General features: G+C 56.8%; 24 protein-coding genes and 1 tRNA gene. 12 read left to right on the forward strand and 13 right to left on the reverse strand.

The window, feature by feature from the left end:
- Positions 1-37 precede the first annotated feature (37 nt).
- The 10 genes from gbpA to arcA form a co-directional block, all read right to left on the reverse strand.
- Positions 38-1,492, reverse strand: a complete 1,455-nt coding sequence (gene gbpA / locus ACOTX3_RS09725; RefSeq protein WP_058678892.1) for an N-acetylglucosamine-binding protein GbpA — start codon at positions 1,490-1,492, stop codon at positions 38-40.
- A gap of 131 nt (positions 1,493-1,623) precedes the next feature.
- A complete protein-coding gene (ridA, locus tag ACOTX3_RS09730) occupies positions 1,624-2,010 on the reverse strand; it encodes a 2-iminobutanoate/2-iminopropanoate deaminase (protein ID WP_006810315.1) in 387 nt (128 codons plus the stop codon).
- Between the two features lie 74 nt (positions 2,011-2,084).
- Positions 2,085-2,546 carry an aspartate carbamoyltransferase regulatory subunit gene (pyrI, locus tag ACOTX3_RS09735; protein WP_013095364.1) on the reverse strand — a complete coding sequence of 154 codons (462 nt, stop codon included), beginning with the start codon at positions 2,544-2,546 and terminating at the stop codon, positions 2,085-2,087.
- Positions 2,547-2,558: 12 nt separating this feature from the next.
- Entirely contained in the window at positions 2,559-3,491 is a 933-nt protein-coding gene (pyrB, locus tag ACOTX3_RS09740) for an aspartate carbamoyltransferase (RefSeq protein ID WP_014830458.1), read from the reverse strand.
- 34 nt (positions 3,492-3,525) lie between these two features.
- The gene (locus ACOTX3_RS09745; protein ID WP_022646880.1) at positions 3,526-3,630 is read right to left on the reverse strand and encodes a pyrBI operon leader peptide; all 105 of its coding nucleotides are present in this window, start codon (positions 3,628-3,630) and stop codon (positions 3,526-3,528) included.
- Between the two features lie 91 nt (positions 3,631-3,721).
- The gene (locus ACOTX3_RS09750) at positions 3,722-4,210 is read right to left on the reverse strand and encodes an arginine repressor (protein WP_058678891.1); all 489 of its coding nucleotides are present in this window, start codon (positions 4,208-4,210) and stop codon (positions 3,722-3,724) included.
- Between the two features lie 75 nt (positions 4,211-4,285).
- Positions 4,286-5,689, reverse strand: coding sequence for a YfcC family protein (locus ACOTX3_RS09755; protein WP_029883481.1), 1,404 nt, complete (start codon positions 5,687-5,689; stop codon positions 4,286-4,288).
- Between the two features lie 47 nt (positions 5,690-5,736).
- The gene (gene argF / locus ACOTX3_RS09760; RefSeq protein WP_421631605.1) at positions 5,737-6,741 is read right to left on the reverse strand and encodes an ornithine carbamoyltransferase; all 1,005 of its coding nucleotides are present in this window, start codon (positions 6,739-6,741) and stop codon (positions 5,737-5,739) included.
- A gap of 92 nt (positions 6,742-6,833) precedes the next feature.
- Entirely contained in the window at positions 6,834-7,745 is a 912-nt protein-coding gene (locus ACOTX3_RS09765) for a carbamate kinase (protein WP_013095370.1), read from the reverse strand.
- A gap of 9 nt (positions 7,746-7,754) precedes the next feature.
- A complete protein-coding gene (gene arcA, locus ACOTX3_RS09770) occupies positions 7,755-8,975 on the reverse strand; it encodes an arginine deiminase (protein ID WP_013095371.1) in 1,221 nt (406 codons plus the stop codon).
- A gap of 672 nt (positions 8,976-9,647) precedes the next feature.
- On the opposite strand from arcA, the gene ACOTX3_RS09775 reads away from it, so the two are divergent.
- The 5 genes from ACOTX3_RS09775 (at position 9,648) to ACOTX3_RS09795 (ending at position 16,470) form a co-directional block, all read left to right on the forward strand.
- A complete protein-coding gene (locus ACOTX3_RS09775) occupies positions 9,648-10,100 on the forward strand; it encodes a YhcH/YjgK/YiaL family protein (RefSeq protein ID WP_058678920.1) in 453 nt (150 codons plus the stop codon).
- 250 nt (positions 10,101-10,350) lie between these two features.
- Positions 10,351-11,259 (forward strand): 2-keto-3-deoxygluconate aldolase, encoded by a 909-nt coding sequence (yagE, locus tag ACOTX3_RS09780; protein ID WP_058662016.1) that lies wholly within the window; start codon positions 10,351-10,353, stop codon positions 11,257-11,259.
- Between the two features lie 14 nt (positions 11,260-11,273).
- Positions 11,274-13,241 (forward strand): xylonate dehydratase YagF, encoded by a 1,968-nt coding sequence (yagF, locus tag ACOTX3_RS09785; protein WP_058678890.1) that lies wholly within the window; start codon positions 11,274-11,276, stop codon positions 13,239-13,241.
- 224 nt (positions 13,242-13,465) lie between these two features.
- Entirely contained in the window at positions 13,466-14,848 is a 1,383-nt protein-coding gene (locus ACOTX3_RS09790; RefSeq protein WP_013095375.1) for an MFS transporter, read from the forward strand.
- Between the two features lie 11 nt (positions 14,849-14,859).
- Positions 14,860-16,470, forward strand: a complete 1,611-nt coding sequence (locus tag ACOTX3_RS09795) for a glycoside hydrolase family 43 protein (RefSeq protein ID WP_058678889.1) — start codon at positions 14,860-14,862, stop codon at positions 16,468-16,470.
- Positions 16,471-16,474: 4 nt separating this feature from the next.
- On the opposite strand, the gene xynR is transcribed toward ACOTX3_RS09795, so the two are convergent.
- The 3 genes from xynR to argL form a co-directional block, all read right to left on the reverse strand.
- Positions 16,475-17,233, reverse strand: coding sequence for a DNA-binding transcriptional repressor XynR (xynR, locus tag ACOTX3_RS09800; protein WP_040020432.1), 759 nt, complete (start codon positions 17,231-17,233; stop codon positions 16,475-16,477).
- Between the two features lie 174 nt (positions 17,234-17,407).
- A complete protein-coding gene (gene argF / locus ACOTX3_RS09805) occupies positions 17,408-18,412 on the reverse strand; it encodes an ornithine carbamoyltransferase (RefSeq protein ID WP_058678888.1) in 1,005 nt (334 codons plus the stop codon).
- Positions 18,382-18,456, reverse strand: coding sequence for a putative translational regulatory protein ArgL (gene argL, locus ACOTX3_RS09810; RefSeq protein WP_231103407.1), 75 nt, complete (start codon positions 18,454-18,456; stop codon positions 18,382-18,384). Before argL ends, argF (ACOTX3_RS09805) begins: the two co-directional genes overlap by 31 nt.
- Positions 18,457-18,576: 120 nt before the next feature.
- Here argL and rraB point away from each other — a divergent pair, with 120 nt between their 5' ends.
- The 7 genes from rraB (at position 18,577) to ACOTX3_RS09845 (ending at position 22,940) form a co-directional block, all read left to right on the forward strand.
- Positions 18,577-19,002 (forward strand): ribonuclease E inhibitor RraB, encoded by a 426-nt coding sequence (rraB, locus tag ACOTX3_RS09815; RefSeq protein WP_006810300.1) that lies wholly within the window; start codon positions 18,577-18,579, stop codon positions 19,000-19,002.
- A gap of 46 nt (positions 19,003-19,048) precedes the next feature.
- Complete coding sequence (gene miaE / locus ACOTX3_RS09820; RefSeq protein WP_058678887.1) at positions 19,049-19,807, forward strand: tRNA isopentenyl-2-thiomethyl-A-37 hydroxylase MiaE; 759 nt, start codon at positions 19,049-19,051, stop codon at positions 19,805-19,807.
- A gap of 30 nt (positions 19,808-19,837) precedes the next feature.
- The gene (locus tag ACOTX3_RS09825; protein ID WP_058678886.1) at positions 19,838-20,560 is read left to right on the forward strand and encodes a hypothetical protein; all 723 of its coding nucleotides are present in this window, start codon (positions 19,838-19,840) and stop codon (positions 20,558-20,560) included.
- 106 nt (positions 20,561-20,666) lie between these two features.
- A tRNA-Leu gene (locus ACOTX3_RS09830) sits at positions 20,667-20,751 on the forward strand.
- A gap of 501 nt (positions 20,752-21,252) precedes the next feature.
- Positions 21,253-21,819 carry a hypothetical protein gene (locus ACOTX3_RS09835; RefSeq protein WP_114506852.1) on the forward strand — a complete coding sequence of 189 codons (567 nt, stop codon included), beginning with the start codon at positions 21,253-21,255 and terminating at the stop codon, positions 21,817-21,819.
- 23 nt (positions 21,820-21,842) lie between these two features.
- Positions 21,843-22,340, forward strand: a complete 498-nt coding sequence (locus ACOTX3_RS09840; RefSeq protein ID WP_127869317.1) for a hypothetical protein — start codon at positions 21,843-21,845, stop codon at positions 22,338-22,340.
- A 270-nt stretch (positions 22,341-22,610) separates the two neighbouring features.
- Positions 22,611-22,940: a hypothetical protein gene (locus ACOTX3_RS09845; RefSeq protein ID WP_127869318.1), complete on the forward strand. Its 330-nt coding sequence runs from the start codon at positions 22,611-22,613 to the stop codon at positions 22,938-22,940.
- Positions 22,941-23,042 lie beyond the last annotated feature (102 nt).

Raw genomic sequence — 23,042 nt, forward strand, 5'->3', positions numbered from 1 at the left:
CCCTTTGGGAGAGGGCCGGGGTGAGGGATCAGACGACTCAGTGCTTAAGCACCCACGCCTCTTTCCAGTGTGAACCGGTGCCCGGCTCAAACTGGGTCGCATACTTGCTCCACTGCACGCAGTAGCCGCTGTACGGGAAAGGCTTACACTGGTAGGTCTTACCGTCTTTTGGCTGCAGCACCACGGTGCCTGCTTTGTACGACGCGATGTTATCCGGGAAGATGTAATCATGCTGACCGGTGCTGTTGTCCGCCGCGGCTTCCTCTTCCAGCATCAGGTTCAGCACATCCTGCGCAAACAGCGTGCCGTCTTTATTGGTGGCGTAGTACTTCAGCATGAGGTGACCCGCCTCAACGCCGGTCAGCGTCAGGGTGACGTCCTGATTCGCGTTGTTCATCTCCTGCTTCAGGTACCCTTTTTCCGCCCCGTGATGGTTCATGACGTGGGCTTCGAAATCGACGTTACCGTGAGTATTCACATGGAAGGTGACGGTCGCATTGCCGTTCTCGATTTTGCTGTAGTGCAAATTGCTGACGGCGATGGTTTCATTGACCTCTGCCTTCTGCTCTTCGTACGAAATCGCAACGGACTGCAGGGCGCTGCCCTCTTTGACGAAGACGCTGTTCGCGCCATGGACCGGGCTAATCTCGCCGCCCTCATCCTTCACGCCGACGCGAATGTCCTGGTGCGCGGTGTTAATTTTCTGCGCCAGATCGTACGACCACTGGTTGGCATCCCCCTGCGCGGCCGTGGCGATCGTTATTTCTGTGCGCAGGGACGTCACTTCACCGTGCGCATCGAAGAAGCGGGCAATGACCTTATCGCCGACGTTCAGGTTATTTCCTGCAATCTGGCCGCTGAGGACCTTGCTCCACTCTGATTCGATGCTGGCACCGTCATCCGGGGTAACATTGCCGCCGTTACCAAAATCAACGTCAATGGCCTGGTAGAAACTGTTCGAGGTATCCGCTATTTCCCAGACGCCATAAATCACCTGGTAACCCGTTCGCGCAGGTACATTACAGGTCATGGCTTTGCGCATCGCGGGGGCCTGTCCATTTCCATTCACGGTACAGAACGGGGTTAATTCAAACTGATCGCGGGTCAGGGGTTTATTCGGATCCCAGTTTTGTTTGGTGATGTAGTAACGCCAGTTGGTGGTTTTGTGCGGCGCGGTGTGATACCAGACAAACTCATGCGGGCCAGCGGTCATGGGGCTTTTCGTCCACGCGTTCAGGCTCTGTTTATCCAGCTGGGAGTAATTCGCAATCCCCGCGCTGGCAAGCTGGCCGTCTGGCGGCATCGCACCGCCCGGGAAGCCGGAGGTTTTCTCCACGCTCTGCGGTTCATACTGAACGGAGCCACAGTCAATGTTTTGACCGAGCTTGCACATATAAGCGCGGCTGGCAGGAGACTCAATATATCCGTGCGCTAAAGCGGATGAGGCAACGGTCAGGGTCGCCATCGCAAGGGCAATCTTTGATAATTTCATTGTTAGTCCATTAATAATAAATACGCAGGGTGATGTTATTAATGGCGGGTGGGGAAGGTCATGCTGTGGTGAGAGGAAAAATAACCAAAAAAAATGGACAGCCGAAGCCGCCCATTCTCTGCTGCTATCAATCAGCGACGTACGGCAATCGCTTCGATTTCAATTTTCACGTCTTTTGGCAGACGAGCCACTTCCACGCAGGAGCGCGCCGGGAAAGAGGCGTTATGCTCGGTGAAGAATGCTTCATAAGTAGCGTTAACGGTGGCGAAATCGTTCAGATCTTTCACGAAAACGGTGGTTTTCACGATGTCGCCCACTTTCAGGCCTGCGGATTCCACGATCGCCTGCACGTTTTCCAGCGACTGACGCGCCTGCGCCGCTACGTCGGCTGGCACTTCACCGGTCTTCGGGTTCACCGGGATCTGGCCAGAGGTAATAATCATGCTACCCAGATCAACGCCCTGAACGTATGGGCCGATAGCCGCTGGTGCATTTTCCGTCGCGAGTACTTTGGTCATGATTTCTCCAGAATAACAGCTGATTTAAGAGTCCCGGCCATTATAGGGAGGCCGGGATCCTTTACCAACCTCAATTAGTTGGCCAGCACCACATAATGAGAAAACTCTTTTTCGCAGTATTTGCATTTGAGTGCGATGTCATCGGCGCGTTTTTTCACTGCGAAGCTGGAGGAGACCGGCTCCGCGTGGCTGATGCAGTTGCTGTTCGGGCAAACCAGCACGCTCTCAATCCGCTCCGGCAGGCTTGGGCGTGATTTGCCCACCACGTCGTAATTGTCGATGCGGTTAACGGTGGCGTCCGGCGCGTACAGCGACAGCTGGTTAACCTGCTCGTCGGTCAGGAAGGTATTCTCGATCTTGATCAGGTCCTTGCGGCCCATTTCGCCTGACGGCAGGTTCAGGCCAATGGTGATGCGCTGGTCGGTTTCGGTCAGTTTGAACAGCGTCAGCAGCTTAAAGCCGACCTGCGCAGGGATGTGGTCAATCACGGTGCCACGTTTGATGGCTTCAACCTGGAGTTTGTTATCGTGTGTCATTGTCGTTTCCCCTTACAGAGCCAATTCGCGATTCAGAACCAGTGCCAGTAACGCCTGGCGGGCGAAGATGCCGTTTCCGGCCTGCTGGAAGTACCAGGCGTGCGGCGTTTTATCCACGTCTGTGGTGATCTCATCGATGCGCGGCAGCGGGTGCAGCACCTTCATGTTGTCGCGCGCGCCCTCGAGGTCGCTGGCGCGCAGCACAAACTGCGCCTTCACGTTGGCGTACTCGGACGGATCCAGACGCTCTTTCTGCACGCGGGTCATATACAGAATATCCACGTTGCCCATCACCTCTTCGATGCTGGCGTGCAGGCTCCACGGAATGCCTTTTTCATCCAGCATGTCGAGAATGTACTGTGGCATCGCCAGCGCGTCCGGAGCGATGAAGAAGAAGCGGTTGCCGTTGAATTTCGCCAGCGCCTGGGTCAGGGAGTGAACCGTGCGGCCATATTTCAGGTCACCTACCATGGCGATGTTCAGGTTTTCCAGACGGCCCTGGGTCTCCTGAATGGTGAACAGATCCAGCAGGGTTTGCGTCGGGTGCTGGTTGGCACCGTCACCGGCGTTCAGCACCGGAATACCGCCGGAGAACTCGGTCGCCAGACGGGCCGCGCCCTCCTGCGGGTGGCGCATTACAATCGCGTCAACGTAGGTGCTGATCACTGAAATGGTATCCGCCAGGGTTTCGCCTTTTTTACCCAGCGACGTGTTGCTGCTGTCTGAGAAGCCCACCACGCTCGCGCCCAGGCGGTGCATGGAGGTTTCAAAGGAGAGGCGGGTGCGGGTCGACGCTTCAAAGAAGCAGCTCGCAATCACCTTGTGCTTCAGCAGCTCCGGTTGCGGATTGGCCTTCAGTTTTGCCGCGGTTTCCAGAACCAGTTCCAGCTCTTCGCGGCTGAGGTCGTTTATGGAAATGATGTGTTTTTGATAAAGCGGATTCATGTTTATCTCCTGACGCCGGGCAAAAAAAAGCCCCTCAAATGAGGGGCTCTGGGAATAGGTTTAGCAACGGGAAGAAAAACGGCAGGCCAGCGTCTGATTTCAGACGCGGTAAGACGTTATGTCGAACACGCTTGACCATGCTTCCTCCCGGCAAATTGTCGGGCATTATACGCACCCCGATGTCCGGATCAAGCAATTTAATGCACGCTTTACTCAATGCAAACGGTTCTTTATGAATATTTATGCGTTCTGAGTAAATAATTAATTTGCTTATGCACCAGCGCGGTACGTTTCACCACCCGGGGGGCGACCCAGACAATACTGCTTCCGGCAACCACGCCTAAAATTTCCGGTAACTGGTGATAATCCAGAATGCGCGCCACCGCGCGGCCATATCCGGCCACGGTATGAATAAGGATAAATTCGCTATTATGCTCCACGCTGACCACCATTTCGGAAACGGTACGCGCGGCGTCGGGGGCAGGGCGCAGAAGAGGATTCAACGAATAAATCTTTAGCCCTTTGGCATTTCGAATTTTTATGACACCAAGCAACTTGAGCAGACGTGAAACGGTGGACTGGCTGATGGTCTCAAAACCACGCTCCTGCAAATCGCGGCGAATCTCTTCCTGGGAGAGATAGCTCTTTTCTGCGATCAGGCGCTGACAGACCGTCAGCTGTAGCTGTTCTTTTGGAGAGTAATCACCATATTCCGTCATAACTATTTCCCATGTAAGTGGCTGAAACAAAACGCCCGGTGGCGCTACGCTTACCGGGCCTACAACGTCAAAACATCACAACACTGCCCCCAGGCTTAACGCCACCATGATCACCACCGTGAGTATCCCCAGCAGCGGCGCCACCCATTTCAGGTAGCGCACATAGGGCACGCGGGCGATAGCCAGCCCGCCCATAACCACCGCGGAGGTGGGCGTCACCAGGTTAACGATACCGGAGGCTGACTGGTAAGCCGTGACTACCAGGTCGCGGTTGACGTTAGCGAAATCGGCAAGCGGTGCCATGATCGGCATCGTCAGAACGGCCAGGCCGGATGAAGAAGGCACAAGAAACGACAGCACCACCTCCAGCCAGTACATCACGTTGATAAACGCCACCGTGGATAACCCGCTGACCAGCCCTTCCGCGCTGTGCAAAATGGTGTGGGTAATCATGCCCTTATCCATGATGACTACGATACCGCGGGCGATGCCGATAATCAGCGCGACGCCCAGCAAATCTCGTGCGCCGTTAATAAACGTTGAGGTCAGCTCCTCTTCGCTCATGCGGGCGATAAGCCCCACGATAATAGCGCTGGCGAGAAACACCGCCGAGATCTCCGCCATCCACCAGCCCAGCACCGCCACGCCGTAAATCATCACCGCGAAGGCGAGGGCGAAAATGACCAGGATGATTTTGCGTACCGGGGTAAATTCCAGCGTCTGTGCGTCTTTGTTACCGAGGAAATGGGCACGGTTCTCTTCCTGTTTGTCTGCGACGATGGAGAGAGACGGATCCTGGCGCACCTTACGGGCGTAACGCATTACCCAGGCCACGCAGATGATCCAGCCGATGACCAGCAGCGCCACGCGCAGGGCGATCCCGTTGGTGAAGGGGATCCCGGCGGCGTTGGCGGCGATCACCGTGGCGAAGGGGTTGATGGTAGAGCCGAGCGTGCCGATCCCCGCGCCGAGCAACACGGTGGAGGCCGCGACAACCGGATCAAAACGGGCGGCCAGCATTACCGGCACCAGCAGGGTGTAGAACGGCAGTGACTCTTCGGCCATGCCGTAGATGGTGCCGCCTGCGGCGAACAGCGCCATCAGGATCGGGATCATCCACTCTTCACGCCCGCGTAATCGCGTGGTGACGCGCTCGATCCCGGCGTCGATCGCCCCGGTTTTGGTGACGATCCCGAGAAATCCCCCGATGATCAGGATAAACAGCGCTACGTCGATCGCCCCGGCCTGGCCGGACTCCGGATCGTACAGCCCGGCAATGGGAGCCATCAGTACGGAAACCAGCCCCTGCGGGTGGGCCGCCACGTGCGCGTAGGTCCCGGCAACCGGCACGTCCTTGCCGAGCGCCTCGTTCATTGCCATATGGTACTGTCCGGCCGGAATAATCCATGTCAGCACGGCCACGACGGCAATCAGAAAAAAGAGAATGGTGTAAGCGGAGGGAAACTTAAACTTGCCCATGATGTTCTCCTGAACCCCGGCGCACCCCGTGGCGCGCCGGGCGGTGATTAGTCGCCGAGTGTCGCCACCATGACGGCTTTTATGGTGTGCATACGGTTTTCTGCTTCGTCGAAGACAATAGAGTTTGGTGATTCAAAGACCTCTTCCGTCACCTCCAGCCCTTTCAGGCCGCAGGCCATCTCAATTTCGCGGCCCACTTTGGTGTGTTCGTTGTGAAACGCCGGCAGGCAGTGCATAAACTTGACGTTCGGGTTGCCGGTGGCCTTCATCACCTGCGCATTGATTTGATACGGCTTCATCAGGCTGACGCGCTCGGCCCATGCTTCCTTCGGCTCGCCCATGGAGACCCACACGTCGGTGTAGAGGAAATCGGCTCCCTGCACACCTTCTTCTACGTCGTCGGTAAGGGTGATGCGTGCGCCCGTTTCTTTGGCGATGGCGCGGCACTGCTCAACCAGCCCCGCTTCCGGCCAGAAGGACTTTGGTGCCACCAGGCGGATATCCATCCCCATCTTGGCCGCACCGACCATCAGCGAGTTGCCCATGTTGTTGCGCGCGTCGCCCAGATAGGCAAAGCTCAGCTCCGGCAGGGTTTTGCCCGGCGAGTGCTCCAGCATGGTCATCAGATCGGCGAGGATTTGAGTGGGGTGGAACTCGTCAGTCAGGCCGTTCCATACCGGCACGCCCGCGTACTCGCCCAGCTCTTCGACGATGGCCTGGCCGTAGCCGCGATACTCGATGCCGTCATACATGCGGCCCAGCACGCGGGCGGTGTCTTTCATCGACTCTTTATGGCCAATCTGCGAGCCGCTTGGGCCGAGGTAGGTGACCTGCGCGCCCTGGTCAAATGCGCCCACTTCAAAGGCGCAGCGGGTGCGGGTGGAGGTTTTTTCAAAAATCAGGGCGATATTTTTCCCGACCAGGGTTTGCTTCTCACGTCCGGCTTTTTTGGCGGCCTTCAGTTCGATGGCGAGGTCGATCAGGTACTGGATCTCCGCCGGGGTATAGTCCAGCAGTTTGAGGAAGTTGCGGTTTTTCAGGTTGATGGTCATGCGGGAAATCCTTTTTAAAATTTTGCTGTCTGGTGCCCTCACCCCGGCCCTCTCCCACGGGGAGAGGGAGAGTCGGGTGAGGGGGAAGTTATTCAGTTACGAATCAACGTGCCTTTCTCGCCCGCGAGGATCTCCGCGCCGTCAGCCAGCGCGCCGATCCCGGCAATCCCGTTGCAGGCCTCAACAAACTCGCGGCAGGCGGCCACTTTCGGCCCCATTGAACCGGCGTCGAACGCCATGCCCTTGAGCAGTTCCGGCGTCACCTGTGCCAGCGGACGCTGGGTTGGTTTGCCCCAGTCGAGGTACACCGCGTCGGCATCGGTGAGGATCAGCAGGGCATCCGCCTCAATCTGGCGCGCCAGCAGGGCGGCGGAGAGGTCTTTGTCGATCACCGCCTCAATGCCGTGATAGCCGTTGGCGTTTTCCACCACCGGTACGCCGCCACCGCCGTTGCAGATCACCAGGTGGTCGCGCTGGATCAGCGCCGCGATGGCGTCGCTCTCAACGATGCGTTTCGGCTGCGGAGAGGGCACCACGCGGCGGAAGTAGCTGCCGTCGGCCTTGAACACCCAGCCTTTCTCTGCCTGTAGCGTTTTTGCCTGGGCTTCGCTGTAGACCGGGCCGATGTACTTGGTCGGGTTGCTGAAGGCCGGGTCGGCGGCGTCCACCTCCACCTGGGTGAGCAGGACGCTCACCTCGCGCTGGGGCAGGCTGTTTTTTAGCGCCTGCTGGAGCATGTAGCCGATCATCCCCTGGCTTTCGGCGCCGAGAACGTCCAGCGGGTAGGGGGCGACTTTGTCGTAGGCGCTGTTCTGCAACGCCAGCAGCCCGACCTGCGGCCCGTTGCCGTGCACCAGCACCACGCGCCACTGCTCCGTCAGCCCGGCGATGGTTCGGGCCGCGAGGTCGATATTTTTACGCTGGATCTCGGCTTCTAGCGGTTCGCCGCGTTTGAGCAATGCGTTGCCGCCCAGGGCCACAACCAGAGTGGGTTTTCGTTCCATAGTGGCTCCTTAAATTCCGTCGCGTTCCAGTGGGCAGCTCATGCAGCGCGCGCCGCCGCGACCGCGTCCCAGTTCGTCGCCCGGGATAGGCAGCACGGTGATCCCCGCTTTGTCGTATTTCTCGTTGGTCCAGACGTTGCGCTCATAGCCGATCACCACGCCCGGGCGGATGGTGAGCACGTTGTTGGCGTCGTTCCACTGCTCGCGCTCGGCTTCAAAGGCGTCGCCGCCGGTGGTGATCAGGCGTACCTGATTAATACCGAGCGCTTTCTCGATGGCGTGCAGCAGGTCGGTTTCCTGGGTGCGCAGCAGGCCGCCGCGTCCGTCCGGGGTGAGCGTCCAGCACTGGGCGTCTTTACGCACCACTTCCGGGTAGACGGAGAAGGTGTCCACGTCGATGTGGGTCATGACGGTGTCGAGGTGCATGCAGGAGCGGTGTTTTGGCAGCTCAACGGCAATCACACGCTCGGCCTGGCGATGTTTAAACAGGCTGTTAGCGAGGAACTCCACGCCCTGCGGGGTGGTGCGTTCAGACATGCCAATTAATACCGCACCGCGGCCAATCACTAATACGTCGCCGCCCTCCAGGGTGGCGTGGTCATAATTAATATTCTCGTCGCCGAAATACTTAATAAATTCGCCATCGGCGAATGCCGGGTGCCAGCGATATATGGCTCGCAGGTTATTGGTTTCACGCTGGCGGGCCGGTTTGGCCATCGGGTTAATAGAGACGCCGTTATAAATCCAGCACGAGGTATCGCGGGTAAATAAATGGTTTGGCAGCGGCTTCATAATAAAATCATTCGCCGTGTGGGTATCCACCACCATATTTTTAATCGCCGCCGGAATTTCACCGTAGGTTAATCCGCCGCTCAGTCTGCGCGCCAGTTCCCGGTGCGGCATATCTGCCAGCCAGCCGCGCACGTCGCTGGCAAAGGTTGGCCCGAGACGGTAGTCGGAGATTTGCGTCTCCAGCAGCCAGGCTTTCGCCTCTGCAATATCAAGCGTTTGAGTGAGAAGGTCGGTCAACAGCAGGACTTCCACACCCTGCTCGCGCAGCGTGTTTGCGAAAATGTCATGCTCCTCACCCGCCCGCTCAACCGAGAGCACATCATCAAATAACAGCTCCTGACAGTTTGATGGCGTTAAGCGCTTAAGACTTAAATTAGGGCGGTGCAGCATCACGCTACGCAATTGACCAATTTCAGAACCGACATAATGCTTTTCCATAATTATTCCTTTAACTGTTTTTCAGAATAAAAAGGGCATGCGCCATATTCGTGTAATGATATGGCGGCTAAGCTCAATTGATTTCGTGGTCAATAGTAGGCGCTTAAATAAACCGTATTGTGATGTTGCTCACGTGAAATTAGGTATTGAGTAGTTTGTTTTCATTTGCATGATTCGCATCAGATAATGATTAATTTGATATTATTGGCCGGTGAATAGCTAAGCAGGATCCGTTGGCATTATTTGAGGTTGTTATTATTTTGTAGAATTTAATGTTTTGACATATTTGATTATGCTATTGATTTTAAATGATTTTATTTGATGTGCGGAATGACTATGCACAATAGCCAATTAACTATTTTTGACTTAAGAAAAATCAATAAATAATTATGGAATTTAATAGCAAATAATCAAAATGATAAAGTGTGAAGCTGGCGCGAGTTTTATGATGAAGGCAGTACAATCAGTGAGTTAGCGACACGGCATCGTCACGACGCGCTGAGGTTATGCATAACAACTGCATAAATGCCTGTGAGGGATTAACAGCAGATTAACACCTTTCCCGATAAACATGCGTTCGCGCAACTCTCCGCGAAAAAGGGCTGGTATGGCAGTTTGAATTCTCGTATAAAAGATGAAAATGAAACAGTGTTTTATTATGAGGGTTTAATTATGATTATCGGCAACATCCACCATCTGCAAGCCTGGCTACCGGAACCCCTGCGTCTGGCCATCGAGCACGTTAAGGCCCACGTCACCGACGCCACCCCGCCGGGCAAGCATGACATCAACGGCAGCAACCTGTTTTATCTGGTCTCCGAAGACATGACCCAGCCGTTTGCCGAGCGCCGCGCGGAGTACCATGCTCGCTATCTGGACATTCAGATTGTGCTCAAAGGGCAGGAAGGGATGACGTTCAGTACCTTGCCACACGGCACGCCGGACACCGACTGGCTGGCGGATAAAGACATCGCGTTCCTGCCGGAAGGCGAGCAGGAGAAAACTGTGGTGCTGAGCGAAGGGGATTTCGTGGTGTTCTGGCCGGGTGAAGTACATAAGCCGCTGTGCGTGGTGGGGGCGCCTGCTAAGGTCAGGAAAGTGGTTGTTAAGATGTTGGTGGAGTAACCCCTTACCCCTTACCCCTCACCCTAACCCTCTCCCCGTGGGAGAGGGAACTTTTACACCCTCTCCCCGTGGGAGAGGGCCGGGGTGAGGGCACCAGACCGCACCCACGCATAATGTGATCCAGCTTAAACTTCCCACACTCCCTCCTCATCTCTCATTTACCTGCGCTTTTTCTGCGTCATAGTATGATCGTTAAATTAATGAACGCTGTTCTATAATGTAGAACAAAATGATTCAGCAAGGAGATCTCATGCCGCAGTCCGCGTTGTTCACGGGAATCATTCCCCCTGTCTCCACCATTTTTACCGCCGATGGCCAGCTTGATAAGCAGGGCACCGCCGCGCTGATCGACGATCTGATCGCGGCAGGCGTTGACGGCCTGTTCTTCCTGGGCAGCGGCGGTGAGTTCTCCCAGCTCAGCGCCGAAGAGCGTAAAACCATTGCCCGCTTTGCTATCGATCACGTCGATCGTCGTGTGCCGGTGCTGATCGGCACCGGCGGCACCAACGCCCGGGAAACCATTGAACTGAGCCAGCACGCCCAGCAGGCGGGGGCGGACGGTATCGTGGTGATCAACCCCTACTACTGGAAGGTGTCTGAAGCGAACCTGATCCGCTATTTCGAGCAGGTGGCCGACAGCGTCACGCTGCCGGTGATCCTCTATAACTTCCCGGCGCTGACCGGGCAGGATCTGACGCCGGCGCTGGTCAAAACCCTGGCCGACTCGCGCAGCAACATCGTCGGCATTAAAGACACGATCGACTCCGTGGCCCATCTGCGCAGCATGATCCACACCGTCAAAGCCGCCCATCCGCACTTCACCGTGCTGTGCGGCTACGACGATCATCTGTTTAATACCCTGCTGCTCGGCGGCGATGGGGCGATCTCGGCCAGCGGCAACTTTGCTCCGCAGGTGTCGGTGAATCTTCTGAAAGCCTGGCGGGATAAAGACGTGGCGAAAGCGGCTGAGTATCATCAGACCTTACTGCAAATACCGCAGATGTATCAGCTGGATACGCCGTTTGTGAATGTCATTAAAGAGGCGATTGTGCTCTGCGGCCGCCCGATTTCTACCCACGTGCTGCCGCCCGCCTCTGCGCTGGACGAGCCGCGTAAGGCGCAGCTGAAAACCCTGCTGCAACAGCTCAAGCTCTGCTGAGCCGGACGATAACCATGACCATCGAGAAAATTTTCACCCCGCAGGATGATGCGTTTTATGCGGTGATCACCCATGCGGCGGGGCCGCAGGGCGCGCTGCCGCTGACTCCGCAGATGCTGATGGAATCCCCCAGCGGCAATCTGTTCGGTATGACCCAGAACGCCGGGATGGGCTGGGACGCCAACAAGCTGACCGGCAAAGAGGTGCTGATTATTGGCACCCAGGGCGGCATCCGCGCCGGGGACGGACGACCGGTTGCGCTGGGCTACCACACCGGGCACTGGGAGATCGGCATGCAGATGCAGGCCGCGGCGAAGGAGATCACCCGCAACGGCGGGATCCCGTTTGCGGCCTTCGTCAGCGATCCGTGCGACGGGCGCTCGCAGGGCACGCACGGGATGTTCGACTCCCTGCCGTACCGCAACGATGCGGCGATCGTGTTTCGTCGTCTGATCCGCTCCCTGCCGACGCGCCGGGCGGTCATTGGCGTGGCGACCTGCGATAAAGGGCTGCCTGCCACCATGATTGCGCTGGCCTCGATGCACAATCTTCCGACCATTCTGGTGCCGGGCGGGGCGACGCTGCCGCCGACCGTGGGGGAAGACGCGGGCAAGGTGCAGACCATCGGCGCGCGCTTTGCTAACCACGAACTGTCATTGCAGGAGGCCGCCGAGCTGGGCTGTCGCGCCTGCGCGTCGCCGGGCGGCGGATGTCAGTTCCTCGGCACGGCGGGCACCTCGCAGGTGGTGGCCGAAGCGCTGGGTCTGGCGCTGCCGCACTCCGCGCTGGCGCCGTCCGGTCAGGCGGTGTGGCTGGAAATTGCCCGCCAGTCGGCGCGGGCGGTGAGCGAGCTGGATAACCGCGGCATCACCACGCGCGATATCCTCACCGATAAAGCCATCGAAAACGCCATGGTGATCCACGCGGCGTTCGGCGGCTCCACCAATTTACTGCTGCACATCCCGGCCATCGCCCACGCGGCGGGCTGCACGATCCCGGACGTAGAGCACTGGACACGCGTCAACCGCAGGGTGCCGCGCCTGGTCAGCGTGCTGCCCAACGGCCCGGACTATCACCCGACCGTGCGCGCCTTCCTTGCGGGCGGTGTGCCGGAGGTGATGCTCCACCTGCGCGATCTCGGCCTGCTGCATCTGGATGCCATGACCGTCACCGGCCAGACGGTGGGCGAGAACCTCGACTGGTGGCAGGCGTCCGAGCGCCGTAAGCGCTTCCGCCAGTGCCTGCGCGAGCAGGACGGCGTGGATCCGGATGATGTGATCCTGCCGCCCGAGAAGGCAAAAGCGAGAGGGCTGACCTCGACGGTCTGCTTCCCGACGGGCAACATCGCGCCGGAAGGATCGGTGATCAAGGCCACGGCCATTGACCCGTCGGTGGTGGGTGACGATGGCGTTTACCGTCATACGGGCCGGGCAAGGGTGTTTGTCTCGGAAGCACAGGCGATTAAGGCCATCAAGCAGGAAGAGATTAAACAGGGCGATATCATGGTGGTGATCGGCGGTGGGCCGTCCGGTACCGGCATGGAAGAGACCTACCAGCTCACCTCTGCGCTGAAGCATATCTCATGGGGCAAGACGGTGTCGTTAATCACCGATGCGCGCTTCTCGGGGGTGTCGACGGGCGCCTGCTTCGGCCACGTGTCGCCGGAAGCGCTGGCAGGCGGGCCGATTGGCAAGCTGCGCGACAACGACATCATCGAGATTGCCGTGGATCGCCTGACCCTGACGGGCAGCGTCAACTTTATCGGTACCGCAGAAAACCCGCTGACGCCGGAAGAGGGCGCGCGCGAGCTGGCAGTAAGACAGACGCACCCGGACCTGCACCCTCATGACTTTTTGCCGGACGATACCCGCCTGTGGGCGGCATTACAGTCGGTGAGCGGCGGCACCTGGAAAGGCTGTATTTATGACACCGATAAAATTATCGAGGTAATTAACGCCGGTAAAAAAGCACTCGGACTTTAATTATTTTCTGAGCGATACCGTCTACGGGAAATATCCCGTGGACGGTTTTCGCGCATCTTAAATTTATCAATTTAAACAATGCGTTGCGATATATCGGTGGCGTCACAAAAGCAAAATATCGTAATTCGGAAATAAGATATGACCATTGCTGGTTAATTGAACAGCTCATTACACTCCATTAACACGATGTTGTGAAATCAGCATACGAAAATAAAGGTGCGATGATGATGCAATTAACCATGAAAGATAAAATTGGCTACGGGCTGGGTGACACCGCCTGCGGCTTTGTCTGGCAGGCCACCATGTTCCTGCTGGCCTACTTTTATACCGACGTGTTTGGCCTGTCGGCGGGCATTATGGGCACGCTGTTTTTGGTCTCCCGCGTGCTCGACGCCGTGACCGACCCGCTGATGGGGCTGCTGGTGGACCGCACCCGCACGCGCTACGGCCAGTTCCGCCCGTTCCTGCTGTGGGGGGCGATCCCGTTTGGCATCGTCTGCATGCTGACCTTCTACACGCCGGATTTCTCTGCGCAGGGCAAAATCATCTACGCCTGCGTAACCTACATTCTGCTGACCCTGGTCTACACCTTCGTTAACGTGCCGTACTGCGCCATGCCGGGCGTGATTACCGCCGACCCGAAAGAGCGTCACGCCCTGCAGTCGTGGCGTTTCTTCCTGGCGGCGGCGGGCTCGCTTGCCATTAGCGGCATCGCGCTGCCGCTGGTGAGCATCATCGGCAAAGGGGACGAGCAGGTGGGCTATTTCGGCGCCATGTGTGTGCTGGGGCTGACCGGCGTGGTGCTGCTCTACGTCTGCTTCTTTACCACCAAAGAGCGCTACACCTTTGAGGTGCAGCCGGGCTCGTCGGTGGCGAAAGACCTTAAGCTGCTGCTGGGCAACGGCCAGTGGCGGATCATGTGCGCGTTCAAGATGATGGCGACCTGCTCTAACGTGGTACGCGGCGGGGCCACGCTCTACTTCGTCAAATACGTGATGGATCACCCGGAGATGGCGACCCAGTTTTTACTCTACGGCAGCCTCGCCACCATGTTCGGCTCGCTCTGCTCCTCCCGTTTGCTGGGCCGCTTTGACCGGGTAAAAGCCTTCAAGTGGATCATCGTCGCCTACTCGCTGATCAGCCTGCTGATTTTCGTCACCCCGGCGGAGCATATTGCCCTGATTTTCGCCCTCAACATCCTGTTCCTGTTCGTCTTCAACACCACCACGCCGCTGCAGTGGCTGATGGCCTCTGACGTGGTGGATTACGAGGAGAGCCGCAGCGGGCGACGCCTCGACGGGCTGGTGTTCTCCACCTATCTGTTCAGCCTGAAGATTGGCCTGGCAATTGGCGGGGCGGTGGTGGGCTGGATCCTGGCGTACGTCAACTACTCCGCCAGCAGCAGCGTGCAGCCGGTTGAGGTGCTGACCACCATCAAAATTCTGTTCTGCGTGGTGCCGGTGGTGCTCTACGTGGGCATGTTCATCATGCTGTCGTTCTATAAGCTCACCGATGCCCGCGTGGAGGCCATCAGCCAGCAGCTGATCAAGCACCGCGCGGCGCAGGGCGAGGCCGTTCCCGACGCTGCGACAGCCGCATCCCATTAACCGGAGGCAATATGGAAATCACCAACCCAATACTCACCGGCTTCAACCCGGACCCGTCTTTATGCCGTCAGGGCGAGGACTACTACATCGCCACTTCGACCTTCGAGTGGTTCCCGGGCGTGCGCATCTATCACTCCCGTGACCTGAAAAACTGGTCGCTGGTCAGCACCCCGCTGGACCGCGTGTCGATGCTGGACATGAAGGGCAACCCGGACTCCGGCGGCATCTGGGCACCGTGCCTGAGCTATGCCGACGGCAAATTCTGGCTGCTCTATACCGACGTGAAGATCGTCGATTCGCCGTGGAAAAATGGCCGCAACTTCCTCGTCACTGCGCCGTCCATCGAGGGGCCGTGGAGCGATCCGATCCCGATGGGCAACGGCGGGTTTGACCCATCCCTGTTCCACGACGACGATGGCCGTAAATACTACCTCTACCGTCCGTGGGGGCCGCGCCACCACAGCAACCCGCACAACACCATTGTGATGCAGGAATTCGATCCGCAGACCGGCACCCTCTCGCCCGAGCGCAAAACGCTGTTTACCGGCACGCCGCTCTGCTACACCGAAGGCGCTCACCTGTATTGCCACGCGGGATGGTACTACCTGATGGTGGCCGAAGGTGGCACCAGCTACGAGCACGCGGTTGTGGTGCTGCGTTCAAAAACCATCGACGGGCCGTACGAGCTGCACCCGGAGGTGACGATGATGACCAGCTGGCACCTGCCGGAGAACCCGCTGCAGAAGAGCGGCCACGGCTCGCTGCTGCAGACCCACACCGGAGAGTGGTACATGGCCTACCTAACCAGCCGCCCGCTGCGCCTGCCCGGCGTGCCGCTGCTGGCCTCCGGCGGACGCGGCTACTGTCCGCTGGGCCGCGAGACCGGTATCGCCCGCATTGAATGGCGCGACGGCTGGCCATACGTGGAAGGCGGCAAGCACGCGCAGCTGACCGTGAAAGGCCCGCAGGTGGCGGAACAGCCTGCATCCGTTCAGGGCAACTGGCGGGAGGACTTCGACGGCAGCACGCTTGACCCGGAACTGCAGACCCTGCGCATCCCGTTCGACGACACCCTCGGCTCGCTCACCGCGCGCCCCGGCTATTTACGGCTCTACGGCAACGACTCGCTCAACTCGACCTTTACCCAGTCGACCGTGGCGCGCCGCTGGCAGCACTTCGCCTTCCGCTCCGAAACACGGATGCAGTTCTCGCCGGTCCACTTCCAGCAAAGCGCGGGGCTGACCTGCTACTACAACAGTAAAAACTGGAGCTACTGCTTTGTGGACTACGAGGAGGGGCAGGGGAGAACCATCAAGGTTATTCAGCTCGACCACAACATGCCGTCATGGCCGTTGCACGAGCAGCCGATTCCGGTGCCGGAGAGTGCGGAGAGCGTCTGGTTGCGGGTGGACGTGGATACGCTGGTCTACCGCTACAGCTACTCGTTTGACGGCGAGACGTGGCACACCGTGCCGGTAACGTATGAGGCGTGGAAACTGTCGGATGACTACATCGGCGGGCGCGGCTTCTTCACCGGCGCGTTTGTGGGGCTGCACTGCGAGGACATCAGCGGCGACGGCTGCCACGCGGACTTCGACTACTTCACCTACGAGCCAGCATAACGGCTCAGGCCGGGTAGCCCAGCGCGCGTGAAAGCTGGAGCCCGGCCTGCTGAAGCTGCTCGCGGAAATCAGCCAGCCCGGCATCGTCCACGCGCGAGGTCAGCGTCGACAGGCTCAGGGCGGCAATCACGCGGGATTCATGGTTCCACACCGGCACCGCCACGCAGCGCACGCCCTGCTCGTTCTCTTCGCTATCCAGGGCATAGCCCTGCTCGCGGGTCTGCGCCAGAGCGGCCATTAATGCTTCGCGAGAGGCGAGGGTGGAAGGGGTGTAGGTGGTGTACTGATAGCCCTCAAGCAGGGCGTTCAGCTCGGTCTCGCCCAGCCAGGCAATCAACACCTTGCCGATGGCGGTGGCGTGAACCGGCAGGCGGCGGCCAATGCGCGAATAGGCGATGGCGGCCAGCTTGCCTTCAATCTTCTCGATATAAACCCCTTCACGCCCGTCGAGGATCCCCAGATGGGTGGTCTGCCCGGTCCGTTGGGACAGCTCCGTCAGCCAGCCTTTCGCCTTCTGACGAATATCGATGGAGCCCACAACGAAATGACCGCGCTCAACCAGCTTCATGCCGAGGCGATATTTGCCGTTCTCCGGGTTCTGATCGATATAGCCATGAAGCTGCAGGGTTTTCAGCAGTGAGTGGAGGGTACTCTTGCTCAGCCCCATCAGTTTGCTGATGTCGGTGATCTTAAGCTCGGTGGCCTGCTCGTTGAACAGGTCGAGGATCTGCAACGCACGTTCAACAGACTGAATAATCGGCATAATGCTGGTATGTCCACGCTGGAATTAAGGCGAAAACGTACCTTTTTCGGGGTGAAAAATCAATGAAATGGAGGTAAAAGCAAAAACGACAACAAGGTTGTCGTTTTTTAGTGTTTTCCCCCTCTCCCTGTGGGAGAGGGCCGGGGTGAGGGCACCAGCGCGCAGAGGATCCAATCAACCCCCAAGCGTCGCCACCATCACCGCCTTAATCGTATGCATCCGGTTTTCCGCCTGGTCAAACACGATGCTCGCCGCCGACTCAAACACCTCGTCCGTCACTTCCATCCCGCCGTGCAGATCGAACTCCTTCGCCATCTGCTTGCCGAGCGTGGTCTGGTCGTCATGGAACGCCGGCAGACAGTGCAGGAACTTCACGTTCGGGTTGCCGGTCAGCGCCATCATCTGCGCGTTCACCTGATACCCGCGCAGCAGCGCAATCCGCTCCGCCCACTTCTCTTTGGCTTCGCCCATCGACACCCACACGTCGGTATAGATAAAGTCCGCACCCTTCACGCCCGCCGCTACGTCTTCCGTCAGGGTGATCTTCCCGCCGTGCTTCTCCGCCAGCGCGCTGCACTCCGCCACCAGGCTCTCTTCCGGCCAGCAGGCCTTCGGGGCCACCAGACGCAGATCCAGCCCGGTCAGCGCTGCCGCTTCCAGCATTGAGTTGCCCATGTTGTTGCGCGCGTCGCCCGCGTAGACCAGCGTCATCTCGTTAAACGCCTTGCCCGGCAGGTGCTCTTGCATGGTCAGCAGGTCCGCCAGCAGCTGCGTTGGGTGGAACTCGTTGGTCAGCCCGTTCCACACCGGCACGCCCGCGTACTGCGCCAGCGTTTCGACCACTTCCTGCCCGTGGCCGCGATACTGAATGCCGTCGTACATCCGCCCGAGCACGCGCGCGGTGTCCTTAATTGACTCTTTATGCCCAATCTGGCTGCCGCTCGGCCCTAAATAGGTAACGCGCGCGCCCTGGTCAAATGCGGCAACTTCGAAAGAGCATCGTGTACGGGTTGAGTCTTTTTCGAAGATGAGCGCGATGTGTTTACCGGTAAGCTTTTGTACTTCCTTGCCATTTTTTTTATCGGCTTTGAGCTGTGCGGCAAGAGTCAGCAGAGAAGTGAACTGTGCAGGGGTAAAGTCGAGCAATTTCAGAAAGTGTTTCTTGTACAGATCAGACATTTTATCCTCACATGGCGAACGCCACTTATTGAATTAAAATTCACTTTATATGTTTAATTATTCATTTGCAACCCCGTTTAACAAATCTTTCTCACAAAGGTGGAGGCAAACACGTCCGTGTGTGAAAATAGAAGTATCTGCCGCACTTTAAAGAGGAATGACCCATGGCAAACCCGGAACACCTGGAAGAACAACGCGAAGAGACGCGTCTGATTATTGAAGAGCTGCTGGAAGACGGTAGCGATCCGGACGCGCTGTACACCATCGAGCACCATTTCTCTGCGGATGATTTCGACGCGCTGGAAAAAATGGCGGTGGAAGCTTTTAAACTGGGTTACGAAGTGACCGAGCCGGAAGAGCTGGAAGTGGAAGAGGGCGATACCGTCATCTGCTGCGACATCCTGAGCGAAGGCGCGCTGAAGGCGGAGCTGATCGACGCGCAGGTAGAACAGCTGATGAACCTGGCCGAGAAGTTTGACGTGGAGTACGACGGCTGGGGAACCTACTTCGAAGATCCGAACGGTGAAGACGGCGAAGAGGGCGACGACGAAGATTACGTCGACGAAGACGACGACGGCGTGCGTCACTAAGCGTTTCAGGCGGTGGCACGCGCCACCGCTTTTTCAAGGCAGAACCATGGATTACCCGCAGATACTCTCCCCCGTACTTAACTTCCTCCAGTGCCCGACCCCGCAAGCATGGATTGATAAAGCCCGCGACCCGGCGAACCTGCCGCTGCTGCTCACCGACCACATGGTGTGCGAGCTCAAGGCCGCCCAGACCGCGCTGCTGCTGGTGCGTAAATACGTCGCCGACGAAAGCGGTGCCGACGCGCTGCTCGATTGGCTCAAACCCTACGAACTGTTCACCTTCCGCGACGGCCCGGAGCCGGACTTCATCGCCCTGCACAGGCAGATAGGCAAAAGCGTGATGCCCAAAACCGACGACCCGTGGGGCCAGGCGCTCATCGACAGCATGGTGCTGCTGATTAAAGAGGAGCTGCACCACTTCTGGCAGGTGCGCGAGGCGATGCTGGCCCGCGACATTCCGTACGTCAAAATCACCGCCAGCCGCTACGCCAAAGGGATGCTGAAGGATGTGCGCACCCACGAGCCCCTGACGCTGATCGACAAGCTCATCTGTGGTGCCTACATCGAAGCCCGCTCCTGCGAACGCTTCGCCGCGCTGGCCCCGTTCCTCGACGACGACCTGCAGAAGTTCTATCTCTCGCTGCTGCGCTCGGAAGCGCGCCATTATCAGGACTACCTGACGCTGGCCCGGCAGGTGAGCGACGACGATATCTCACCGCGCATAAAGCTTTTTGGCGAAATTGAAGCCACACTTATCTCGACACCGGACAACGAGTTTCGCTTCCACAGCGGCGTGCCGGTGTAAACCGGCATAACTCAAGGATAAGGATGCGAGATGAATAAAACGTGGACCCGTATTGTGATTGTCGTCATTGCGGCTGCCGCCGTGGCGTTCTGGGTGTTTTTCGACAGGCAGCGCGCCCCGGAACGGCAGATGGATAACGCCCTTAACGCGATGCCCGCCTGGCAGGTGATTAAGGAGCAGGAGCCCGCGCTGCATCAGCGCATCCTCGACCAGATGGCCGCCCTGCAAAAAGCGGGCGAGCCGGAGCAGCAGATTATCGACACCATCCAGCCTCAAATCCTGCATCTGCAGATGTCGCGCCTGCAAAACGCCCCGGACGCCAATGTGGTGAACTACATGACCATCAACATGGAGCAGACCGCCGCCATCCAGAAGGTGAGCGACGACGCCTGCTTCCGCTTCCTCTACCCGATGGTCAAGGGCGGCATCAACCCGATGCGCATGCTGGATAAAGATCTGATGGCGCGGCGCATGCAGGCCGACGCCGACATGATGCGCGCGGCCTACGGCAAAAACCGCCACACCGTGACCCCGGCCGAACGCGAGTCGGCTGTCGAGGATGTGCGGCCGATTATGAAAGAACTTGCCGATAAGTACGGCGAGGACATCCAGCTGCTGCAGACGCCGGAGAAGGCGGCGGGCAAAGAGAAGCTCTCCTGCGATATGGTGCAGGAGATGTGGGCCAAGGTGCTGGCGCTGCCGGAGCAGAAGGCGGCGAGGGTGATTCGGCTGGCGGTGTCTGAGCTGGACTGACGAAGGGCGCTGGTTTTTTGGGCACTTAGCGCGGGTTTCGCGCGTCGTCGCTTGCATGGCGGCGCGCGACAGGTATAATCCACAACGTTTCCGCATCCCCTTCAGTGCCGAAGTGGCGAAATCGGTAGACGCAGTTGATTCAAAATCAACCGTAGAAATACGTGCCGGTTCGAGTCCGGCCTTCGGCACCAAGTCACTAAATTTCTTATAAATCAATGAGTTAGCGTGAAAAATCCATCTCATTTGCATGTAAGAAATACCAGTTTCTCATCAAGTACAAAAGCCACTGTGAATGTTAATGGCTTTGGTATGTTATCACGCAGTGGCAAGTAGTTACCAGGCTCAACCTTGTACAGCTTTTCCCTTTGAAGCCGGAAGACGTGCCACCGTCTCTAAACTCTATACCAAAACAGATTGATCATACGCATTCAAGCCCGATGTGCGGCCTTATGAGCCACGTAAACAGGTTTATGGTGATAACGTACCTACAAACGACATGTAGGCTCTATCAGCGCTTCAGCCACGCTCCCGCAAGGGTACACGGTTATCCTGATAAGGTATGATCCCTCTGACAATCTGATGAAGTCGCTACGCTCCGCTTGTTGCTGTATCACCAACGGGGCTTTATGGCTTCTATTCCCTTAATTTAAATATGGTATCATGTAGAGGAAATCTTAAAAGAAGGGTGGTTTATGGGCTGGTCTTCGTTGGTTAGGATAACCATTGGTACATTTCTATTGGCTGGGTTGTCATTCTCTGCACACGCTAAGAACTGCAAGAAAGGTATTCCATGCGGTAATTCGTGCATTGCGGTTGGAAAAACATGCCGGATTGGATCAGGCACCTCATCTACGTATAAAAATTATTCATACTCTTACCCGTCATCTTCTCTTCATAGTTCAATCCCTAAATCCTCTTCCCCTTCCTCATCAGCTAAGGTTGACGGAAAAAATACGTCTTCAACTGCTAAAACGTATCTCTGTCAGTATGCTATTGCAGCGATACAGAATGGAAGAATCGGTGCTTTACGTGTGTTGGGTAGTGCCGAGGTAACGTTGTATGTCGATAGCTTCAAAGCTAACCGTTTAAATGGTACGTACCTGCTCTCACCAAAGCTGAAAGCTAACGGTAAGTTGATGATGGCAGATGATAAAAGCAAGGTGTACGCCTATGATCCGTCGCTGGGAAACTTTGCAATTAGTGACCGCATCGCAAGAAGCACTGAGCAATGGGATCATTGTAAACTGGTTCATAATTAATAAACTCAATTCGTGGGGATGGAATGAAAAAATTACTAATGGCTTTCGTGATTCTAACTTTACCTCTGCTCTCGTTCGCTAAAGGTATTGGTTACGGAAACACTAAATGGGACATGAATCCATCAGAAGTTGTTGCTGCTCAGGGCAATGGTGCACATCTCATCTCACCAGAAAAATATAAGGATAACTTTGGGAAAGTGCGGATTGATAATGTATCGATTGGTAGCGGTCTCTATACAGTGACATTTTTGTTCGACAGCGCTGATCGTCTTGTCCAAACGAACGTAGCCAGCAATGAGAAGAAAAATGAAGGCATCGCAGCACGTCAATTTGGCACATTAAATCAATTACTAACTCAGAAGTATGGAAAGCCTGAATTTTCTGATCCAAGTAAAGTAAACTGGAAACTTCCTGACACAACGGTTGAGTTAAGTCAGATGGTCATTAATGGGATTATGGCACAGACAATTGTTCGGTATATTCCAAACAGTAGGGTGGCAAGCGATACTTCAAACCTTTAGCCTATGATTCTTTTTTAGCGGATGTGAGATTGTTTCCATAATCAGCGCTGCCAATACGAGAGCGCCGATAGTTAACTACCCTTGTCCAGGAACAATCTGACCGCTAAGATAGCTTAAAAAACAAACTATTGTCGGTGGATCATGCGTATTAAGGGATTATCTCTGTTCTTCTGTGCCGTTTGCGTTGGTTGTAGTGGGTACTCGCAGCGGCAAGAGCACTTAGATGTGCCGACTTACTCGGAGAGCTACGATCAAGCACTGGGGTGGTTAGTGACTGCTCGTTATCGGGATTCAGAAAATGCAGAAATCGTTATGTCACTGGTTGGAGACTTTTGCAGGAGCAAAGGGAAGGAGGCGACTCTCTATAAGACGACTGCTGGCAACACATCCACTATTCAAGAAGTTTGGGCTTGTCAGACTCCCCCAATGCTAAATGATACTGACATACTTAGCGCGGTTTATTGCCATTTTATTGCTAACGCGCCTCGCTACTCTGTGGATTTTTCAAACCGTCAGAAGGAAGTAGCAGAGCAAATATTTGTAACGGCTTTCTTGAAAAAAAGGATCGAATACCCTGTCGGCGGTTTTTACGATAAGTGACCTGCTCCCCGTTGATTAGTACACCCCGATGTTAGTAATGTCTTCATAAGCCACATGAGGACATCCCCATGAAGAAGCGTTTTTCCGACGAACAGATCATCA

The organism is Enterobacter cloacae complex sp. IR5384 (assembly GCF_049237265.1).
GTDB classification, from domain to species: domain Bacteria; phylum Pseudomonadota; class Gammaproteobacteria; order Enterobacterales; family Enterobacteriaceae; genus Enterobacter; species Enterobacter cloacae.

What these genes read in the sequence shown, in the direction of transcription:
- argF (WP_421631605.1), bottom strand. Translation starts at nt 6,741, where the DNA reads ATGACCATCAACCTGAAAAACCGCAACTTCCTCAAACTGCTGGACTAT.
- yagE (WP_058662016.1), top strand. Translation starts at nt 10,351, where the DNA reads ATGCCGCAGTCCGCGTTGTTCACGGGAATCATTCCCCCTGTCTCCACC.
- xynR (WP_040020432.1), bottom strand. Translation starts at nt 17,233, where the DNA reads ATGCCGATTATTCAGTCTGTTGAACGTGCGTTGCAGATCCTCGACCTG.
- ACOTX3_RS09835 (WP_114506852.1), top strand. Translation starts at nt 21,253, where the DNA reads ATGGGCTGGTCTTCGTTGGTTAGGATAACCATTGGTACATTTCTATTG.
- ACOTX3_RS09765 (WP_013095370.1), bottom strand. Translation starts at nt 7,745, where the DNA reads ATGGAACGAAAACCCACTCTGGTTGTGGCCCTGGGCGGCAACGCATTG.
- ACOTX3_RS09755 (WP_029883481.1), bottom strand. Translation starts at nt 5,689, where the DNA reads ATGGGCAAGTTTAAGTTTCCCTCCGCTTACACCATTCTCTTTTTTCTG.
- ACOTX3_RS09825 (WP_058678886.1), top strand. Translation starts at nt 19,838, where the DNA reads ATGAATAAAACGTGGACCCGTATTGTGATTGTCGTCATTGCGGCTGCC.
- yagF (WP_058678890.1), top strand. Translation starts at nt 11,274, where the DNA reads ATGACCATCGAGAAAATTTTCACCCCGCAGGATGATGCGTTTTATGCG.
- miaE (WP_058678887.1), top strand. Translation starts at nt 19,049, where the DNA reads ATGGATTACCCGCAGATACTCTCCCCCGTACTTAACTTCCTCCAGTGC.
- ACOTX3_RS09775 (WP_058678920.1), top strand. Translation starts at nt 9,648, where the DNA reads ATGATTATCGGCAACATCCACCATCTGCAAGCCTGGCTACCGGAACCC.
- rraB (WP_006810300.1), top strand. Translation starts at nt 18,577, where the DNA reads ATGGCAAACCCGGAACACCTGGAAGAACAACGCGAAGAGACGCGTCTG.
- ACOTX3_RS09745 (WP_022646880.1), bottom strand. Translation starts at nt 3,630, where the DNA reads ATGGTCAAGCGTGTTCGACATAACGTCTTACCGCGTCTGAAATCAGAC.
- ACOTX3_RS09750 (WP_058678891.1), bottom strand. Translation starts at nt 4,210, where the DNA reads ATGACGGAATATGGTGATTACTCTCCAAAAGAACAGCTACAGCTGACG.
- pyrI (WP_013095364.1), bottom strand. Translation starts at nt 2,546, where the DNA reads ATGACACACGATAACAAACTCCAGGTTGAAGCCATCAAACGTGGCACC.
- pyrB (WP_014830458.1), bottom strand. Translation starts at nt 3,491, where the DNA reads ATGAATCCGCTTTATCAAAAACACATCATTTCCATAAACGACCTCAGC.
- argF (WP_058678888.1), bottom strand. Translation starts at nt 18,412, where the DNA reads ATGTCTGATCTGTACAAGAAACACTTTCTGAAATTGCTCGACTTTACC.
- ACOTX3_RS09790 (WP_013095375.1), top strand. Translation starts at nt 13,466, where the DNA reads ATGATGCAATTAACCATGAAAGATAAAATTGGCTACGGGCTGGGTGAC.
- arcA (WP_013095371.1), bottom strand. Translation starts at nt 8,975, where the DNA reads ATGGAAAAGCATTATGTCGGTTCTGAAATTGGTCAATTGCGTAGCGTG.
- ACOTX3_RS09840 (WP_127869317.1), top strand. Translation starts at nt 21,843, where the DNA reads ATGAAAAAATTACTAATGGCTTTCGTGATTCTAACTTTACCTCTGCTC.
- gbpA (WP_058678892.1), bottom strand. Translation starts at nt 1,492, where the DNA reads ATGAAATTATCAAAGATTGCCCTTGCGATGGCGACCCTGACCGTTGCC.
- ridA (WP_006810315.1), bottom strand. Translation starts at nt 2,010, where the DNA reads ATGACCAAAGTACTCGCGACGGAAAATGCACCAGCGGCTATCGGCCCA.
- ACOTX3_RS09795 (WP_058678889.1), top strand. Translation starts at nt 14,860, where the DNA reads ATGGAAATCACCAACCCAATACTCACCGGCTTCAACCCGGACCCGTCT.